6 protein-coding genes are annotated in these 7,056 nt (G+C 72.5%); 2 read left to right on the forward strand and 4 right to left on the reverse strand.

Annotated features, from left to right (window positions below):
* Window positions 1-968: toprim domain-containing protein (locus tag A6Q79_RS13635; protein ID WP_317698621.1), on the forward strand; the 968-nt coding region annotated here is incomplete at its 5' end.
* Between the two features lie 35 nt (window positions 969-1,003).
* Window positions 1,004-2,011 (forward strand): DUF1707 domain-containing protein, encoded by a 1,008-nt coding sequence (locus A6Q79_RS13640; protein WP_067857066.1) that lies wholly within the window; start codon window positions 1,004-1,006, stop codon window positions 2,009-2,011.
* Window positions 2,012-2,103: 92 nt separating this feature from the next.
* On the opposite strand, the gene A6Q79_RS13645 is transcribed toward A6Q79_RS13640, so the two are convergent.
* The 4 genes from A6Q79_RS13645 to A6Q79_RS13660 all read right to left on the reverse strand — a co-directional run.
* Window positions 2,104-2,598, reverse strand: coding sequence for a carbonic anhydrase (locus A6Q79_RS13645; RefSeq protein ID WP_286691070.1), 495 nt, complete (start codon window positions 2,596-2,598; stop codon window positions 2,104-2,106).
* Complete coding sequence (locus A6Q79_RS13650; protein ID WP_169795970.1) at window positions 2,595-4,379, reverse strand: MFS transporter; 1,785 nt, start codon at window positions 4,377-4,379, stop codon at window positions 2,595-2,597. The genes A6Q79_RS13645 and A6Q79_RS13650 overlap by 4 nt, the downstream gene beginning before the upstream one ends.
* A 3-nt stretch (window positions 4,380-4,382) precedes the next feature.
* Window positions 4,383-5,132, reverse strand: a complete 750-nt coding sequence (locus tag A6Q79_RS13655) for an LppX_LprAFG lipoprotein (protein WP_286691069.1) — start codon at window positions 5,130-5,132, stop codon at window positions 4,383-4,385.
* Between the two features lie 4 nt (window positions 5,133-5,136).
* Window positions 5,137-7,056 (reverse strand): DNA gyrase subunit A (locus tag A6Q79_RS13660; RefSeq protein ID WP_317698622.1); only part of this gene is annotated, 1,920 nt, incomplete at its 5' end.

The following is a 7,056-nucleotide window of genomic DNA, read 5'->3' on the forward strand; positions in this document are numbered from 1 at the left end:
CCGAGCCGCAGTTCGAGGGACAGACCAAGGAGGTGCTCGGGACGCCGGCCGTCACGCGCATCGTCAACCAGGTCGTCTCCCGCGAGCTCAAGGCGTTCCTGACGTCGACGAAGGCGGCCGAGAAGGCGAAGGCGCGGCAGGTGATGGAGAAGGTCGTGGCCGCGTCGCGGACCCGTCTCATGGCACGCCAGCAGCGGGACAACCAGCGCCGCAAGAACGCCCTGGAGTCCAGTGCCCTGCCGGCCAAGCTGGCCGACTGCCGCGCGGGCGACGCCGAGCGCACCGAGCTGTTCATCGTCGAGGGCGACTCGGCGCTCGGCACGGCGAAGTCGGCGCGCGACTCGGAGTTCCAGGCGCTGCTGCCGATCCGCGGCAAGATCCTGAACGTCCAGAAGGCCAGCGTGGGCGACATGCTGAAGAACGTCGAGTGCTCCTCGATCATCCAGGTCGTGGGTGCGGGGTCCGGGCGCACGTTCGACCTCGACCAGGCCCGCTACGGCCGGATCATCTTCATGGCCGACGCCGACTCCGACGGCGCCCACATCCGTTGCCTGTTGGCCACCCTCTTCTTCCGCTACATGCGCCCGCTCGTCGAGCAGGGTCGGGTGTTCTCGGCCGTACCGCCCCTGCACCGCATCGAGCTGACGAACCCGAAGAAGGGGCAGGACAAGTACCAGTACACCTACTCCGACGCGGAGCTCCAGCGCACGCTGGCGGACCTGAAGCGGCGCAACGTCCGCTGGAAGGACCCCATCCAGCGCTACAAGGGCCTCGGCGAGATGGACGCCGACCAGCTGGCGGAGACCACGATGGACCCCCGCCATCGCACCCTGCGTCGGCTCACCGTCGACGACGCCGAGCAGGCCGCGGCGGTCTTCGAGCTCCTCATGGGCAACGAGGTCGCGCCGCGCAAGGAGTTCATCGTGCAGAGCGCCTACGACGTCGACTCCGACCTGATCGACGCCTGACCGGAACCGGACGTCCGTCCCGCTACGCTGCCGCCGTGAGCGACATCAGCGACCCCAGCGGCGCCAGCCGCGGCGACCGTCGGCGGGCACGCCGGATGGTGGACGAGGCGTACGCGGAGGGTCGCATCACGGCCGCCGACCGGGCCCTGCGCCTCGAGCAGATCGACGCCGCCTCCACCAAGGGCGACCTCGCGATGGTCCTGCGCGACCTCGAGAGCCGCCCGCCGACGCCGACCTCGCCGGACCTGGGTGCACCGCCCTTCGGGATGCCGCCCCCGGTCGCCGACCTCGACCCGGTCGCCCCGCGGGACCTGCCGACCCCCTCGGCCCCGTCCCTGCCGCCTCCCTCGGCAGGTCTGCCAGCCTCGGCCGGGCAGGGTCCCAGCTGGGCGCCGCCCTCCTACGGCGGCTCCGGCTCGGGAGCCGCGGCGGGCCCGCAGCCCAGCGGGTGGACGACGGAGCGCAAGATCGGGTGCGGCGTCATCGCCGTCATCGCGGTCTTCCTCGTGCCGCTGATCGTCGCCGTCGTGGTGTTCGTCGGCGTCGCCGGCTCCATCGACGACGGCTTCGACTCCGGGTCCTCCGACGACGTCGGGCTCGCGGACGACGGCTACACCGAGAAGGACGGCGTGACGGTGCCCGACGCCGCGACGTGGTGGGACCTGCAGGTCGCGGACCTCGACGACGACGCCGGCGCGGCGACCGTCACCACGTACGACGTGCGCGACGGCAGCGGCACCGCCACGGTCGTCGACGGCACGACCGCCCGTCAGTGGGTCTTCCGAGGGGTCGAGTGGGAGCCGGTCGGCGAGCCGACCGGGCTCGACCCGGCGGCCTCACCCGTCGACCTGGCCGACGTCGCCCCGTCCGTGGTCCAGGACATCGTGGAGACGACGCTGCTCGAGGTGGGTCCGGACGCGTCGCCGGACGTGCAGCTGCACGTCGTCACGAGCGGCACCGAGCCGAGACTGGTCGTCGACGTCACCGACGGCTCCACGACCACACGCGGGACCTTCGGCCTCGACGGCACCCGCCTCGACTGACCACGGCTGCGGAGACGGTCCCCGCACGACGACGCCCTCCTCCCAGGCCGGGAGGAGGGCGTCGTGCAGTCGTCCTGGGGACGCAGGGGTCGTCAGACGACCTGCTCGAGCAGACCGGTGTCGACGTCGTAGATGAAGCCGCCGACCTCGACGCTGTCGGGGATGAGCGGGTGCGACGTCACGCGGTGCACGTCGGCACGGATCTGGCGCTTCTGGTCCGAGATCGGTCCGATCGACATCCAGGTGGCGTCGGTGCCGGTGCTGTCGGAGACCCGCTGGTGGATCTGCTCCTCGGTGGAGGAGGCCATCGCGCACCGCGTGTGCTCGACGACGAGCACGCGCTTGACCTGCAGCAGGTGCGAGCCGAGGACCAGGGCTACGAGCTCCGGGTCGTTGACGCGACCGCCGGGGTTGCGCAGGATCTTGGCGTCACCGGGCTGGAGGCCGATCATGCCGAGGGGGTCGATGCGCGAGTCCATGCACGTCACCATGGCGACGCCGGCACGCGCGATGCCGTCGAAGCCGGTGAGCGAGAAGGAGTCGGCGAAGGTCCGGTTGGCTGCGAGAAGATCGTCGAAGTCCGTCACACCGGCATCGTACCGCCGGTGTTTCGCGCCCGCCTGTTAGGTGCCTCACGCAACAACCACAGCGCGAGGACCGCTGCGACCGCAGCGCAGACGGCCGCCCCGACGAACACCGCGTGCAGCTGGGCGATCCCGGCGTCGCGCACCTCGTCGCGGTAGGCCTGGCACAGCTGGACCGCGCCCGAGCACACCTCCGATGCCGGGGGGATCTTCTCCGACGCCGCGTAGAAGGCGCGCAGGCCGACGGTCGTGAGCGCGGAGATGCCGATCAGCATGCCCACCATGCGCGCCACGATCAGCAGGGCGCTCGCCACCCCGTGCACCGCGTCGGCGGTGTGCTCGAGCAGCACCGCGTTCACCGGGGCGATCGCCAGGCCGAAGCCGAGACCCGCTGCGACGAGCGAGAGCGTCTCCCACCCACTCGCGAGCGACTGGGCGTCCCACGTCGCCATGTGCAGGAAGGCGAGTGCGCTCATCAGCATCGCCGCGGCGGTGATCCACGCGGCGGGCACGCGACGCAGCAGCCAGCCGCCCATCACCGCGCCGACGGGCAGGGCCACGAGGAACCGGACGAGCACCAGCGCGGCGTCGAGCTGGGAGTCGCGGTAGACGGTGAGACGGGCGAAGAACGGGATGTCGACGAGCGCCGCGATCAGGGAGGCGCCGACGACGAAGGAGACCACCAGCGCGCCCCAGGCGGGGCGGGACGCGAGGGCGCCGCGCGGCACGAGCGGTGTGGCGGCGGTCCGCTGGCGGTAGGCGAAGCCGGCCGCAGCCGCCGCGGCCACCGGCAGCAGCCAGGGGGCAGCGGGCGAGATCGCGCCCGACTCGGGCTCGGCCGAGGCGAACGTGATGATGACGGCGGCGAGCGCCAGCGTGAGCAGACCCGCGCCCACCAGGTCGGTGCTGCGCGCGACCTCGCCCCAGCTGCGCCACTGCACGAGCGGCCGTCGGGCGGTGGCCTGCCGCACCAGCAGAAGCGCCGCGAGCGCGTAGGTGACGAGCGCGACGGGTGTCAGCCACCGCGAGTCGCCGGTGACCGGCAGGAACGCCAGGCCCGAGGTGACGCCGGTGACGAGCCGCTGCGGCTCCAGCATCACGAGCGACAGACCGAGCAGCGAGAGGGCGAGGAGGCCGGCGCCCAGCAGGTCGGGGCGACCACGGTCGGTCGCCGTAGCTTCTTCCGTCGACGGGGCCGCGTCCCGCAGCCGCAGCATGACCGCGGCGAGCAGCAGGCCGACGGCGGCGTTCACCCAGAAGATGTCACGCCACGACCCGAACGCCAGCACCACCGCGCCGTAGAGCGGTCCGAGGACGCTGCCGAGCTCCTGCACCGCACCCACGACGCCCAGGGGGAGGCCGCGCCGCTTCGGGGGCCACAGGTCCGCGACCAGCGCGAGGGTCGGGGGGATGAGCCCGCCGCCCCCGACACCCTGCAGGAGACGTCCCGCGACGATGGTCTCCAGGTCGTAGGCCGCGGCGGTCACCAGGGACCCGACGGCGAAGACGACCAGCGACCCCAGCAGCACCGGCACCCGGCCGCGCAGGTCGGAGATCCGTCCGATGAGGGGCAGCACCCCGACGTAGCCGAGCAGGAAGCCCGAGACGATCGGGGCCGCGCGCTGGAGCTCGTCGACGTCGAGGCCGCTCGCCGACATCATGTCGGGCAGCGCGAGCACGACGACGTACGTGTCGGCCGCCGCGAACGCGATGGCCACCGCGGCCAGGCCGAGCAAGGTGCGCGAGGCCAGCCGGACGTCGCCGGGGCCGCGGGGTTCCGCCACGGGTCAGCGGCCGCCGGTCGCGGCGGGAGCCGTGATCGTGACGGGCTCGTCCGACGTGGCGAGCTTGACCGTGTAGGTGACCTTCGAGCCCTCGCCGTAGAACGGCCCGGTCATCTTGGCGTCGCGCAGCTCGTCCTCGTCGGTCAGCCGGTACGTGACCGTGAACGTCCCCTGCCGGGAGGCCGACGGGATGATGTCGGCCACGACCGAGCCGGGGAGCGTCCCGGTGACGGAGGTGAGCACGTCGCGGCCGTCGCGCGACTGGTCGCCCGTCTTCAGGTCCTCCGTGGAGGCGAGGATGCTCGTGAGACCGGAGTCGGGGTCGAGCAGGCCCGCCGGGTCGGGTGCCTTGAGCGACGCGGGATCGATCGTGAGGTAGCCCGGCGTGATGCCCGTGTTCGCGTAGACGGTGCCGTCGACGGCGATCACCTTGGCGGTCAGCGTGGCACCGCCGGAGGAGACCTTCACGTCACCCTCGAAGGCGGGGGAGTGGTTGCCCTTCCCCGTCGCGGAGAGCAGGCCGGACACGCCGTCCGGCACCGACGACGTCGTCAGCGAGACGTCGACCGTCTCGGCGTCGTCGATGGTCCTCTTGGCAGCGTCGAGCCGCTTCTGCACGGCGGCGGTGTCCGTGGAGCCGCCGTCGTCACCGCCGCCCGTGCAGCCGGCGAGCAGCACGGCGAGGACGAGCGCGAGCGGCAGCAGGGCCGCCCGGAGCGGCGAGATGGACGCGGTTCGGGTGAGAGGGCGCACGGCGTCAGTCTCGCACGACGGGGAGTCCCGGCAGGAGTGCCGCGGGCGACGCGGCGGCCAGCACGGGCTGGGCCACGGGCACGCCGGAGCCGTCGCGCCTGGGGTCCACCGCAGGCAGGTCGACCGGCGACCCGCTCGTGGCGCAGGCGAGGGGCACGCCGTCGCCCACCCACGCCAGGATCAGCCCGTCCTCGCCCTTCAGGAGCCGCTGGCAGCGCACCCCTCCCGTGGCGCGTCCCTTGGCCGGGAAGGCCGACAGGGGCGTGACCTTGGCCGCGCCCGTCTGCGTGCCGGGGAGCGCGTCACCGGAGCCGGCGATGGTGAGGACGTGCGCGGAGTCGACGTCGCCGACGACGCCGAAGCCGACGACGCGCTGTCCGGGTGCGAGCTTGACGCCGGCGACCCCACCGCCGCCACGGCCCTGGGGCCGCACCAGACCGGCCTCGAAGCGCAGGAGCTGGGCGTCGGACGTGACGAAGACGAGCTGTTCCTCGCCCGTCGCGAGCGGCGCGGCGCCCACCACGACGTCGCCGTCGGCGAGGCTGACGACCTCCCACGCGTCGCGGGTGAGGACGGGGTCGGGCTTGACCCGCTTGACGACACCCGCGCGGGTGCCCAGGGCGATCCCGGGCCCGTCGTCGGACAACGACATCAGCGTGATCGGCGCGGCAGGGGTCGACAGCAGCTCACGCAGCGGGATCCCCCCCTGCACGTGCGGCGCCGACGCGGTCGGCGGCAGCGCGGGGATGTCGAGGACGTCGAGCCGGTGGACCACGCCGTCCTGCGTCACGAGGCCGACCTGCCCGCGGGCCGTCGTCGCGACTGCGGAGACGATCACGTCGTGCTTCGCGCGGTTCCCGACGTCGCCGAACGGCGTCGCGTCGGTGGTGCGGGCCAGCAGGCCGGTCGCCGACAGCAGCACGAAGCACGGGTCGTCGGCGACCTCGAGCGACGCCGTGGCGGTGACGGTCTGGCCCGCGGACTCCAGGAGGACGGTGCGGCGCGGCGTGCCGAAGCTCTGGGCGACCTCGGCGAGCTCGTCGGAGACGACGCCGCGCAGGACGGTGTCGTCGCCGAGGATCTCCTCGAGCTGCTCGATGGTGGCGCGCAGCTCGTCGGCCTCCTTCTCCAGCTCGATGCGGGAGAACCTGGTGAGGCTGCCGAGCGTCCGGTCGAGGATGAAGTCGGCCTGCGCCTCGCTGAGGTCGAACACGCCCATCAGGCGGGTGCGCGCCTCGCCGCGGTTGTCGCTGCTGCGGACCAGCTGGATGACCTCGTCGATGTCGACGATCGCCACGAGCAGGCCCTCGACGAGGTGGAGCCGGTCGGCCGCCTTCGCCCGACGGAACTCGCTGCGGCGGCGCACGACCTGGAAGCGGTGGTCGAGGTAGACCTCGAGCATCTGCTTGAGGCCCAGCGTCCGCGGCTGCCCGTCGACGAGCGCGACCGCGTTGATCGAGAACGAGGACTCCATCGGCGTCTGCTTGAAGAGCTGCTCGAGCAGCGCCTCGGGCACGATCCCGTTCTTCACCTCGATCACGAGGTGCAGGCCCTTGTGACGGTCGGTCAGGTTCTTGATGTCGGAGATGCCCTGCAGCTTCTTGGCCTGCACGAGCTTCTTGATCGCCTCGACGACCTTCTCCGTGCCGACGTTGTAGGGCAGCTCGGTGACGACGATGCCCTTGCGACGGGGCGTGATGTTCTCGATCCGGGTGGTCGCGCGCATGCGGAACGAGCCGTTGCCGGTCGCGTAGGCGTCGCGGATGCCGTCGAGACCGACGATCTTGCCGCCGGTGGGCAGGTCGGGCCCGGGCACGAAGCGCATGAGGTCGTCGAGGTCGGCTCCGGGGTGCTCGATGAGGTGGCGCAGGGCCTGCACGACCTCGACGAGGTTGTGCGGGGCGATGTTGGTGGCCATGCCGAC

This window comes from Aeromicrobium sp. REDSEA-S32_B7, from assembly GCF_001626145.1.
Classification (GTDB): Bacteria; Actinomycetota; Actinomycetes; order Propionibacteriales; family Nocardioidaceae; genus Aeromicrobium; species Aeromicrobium erythreum.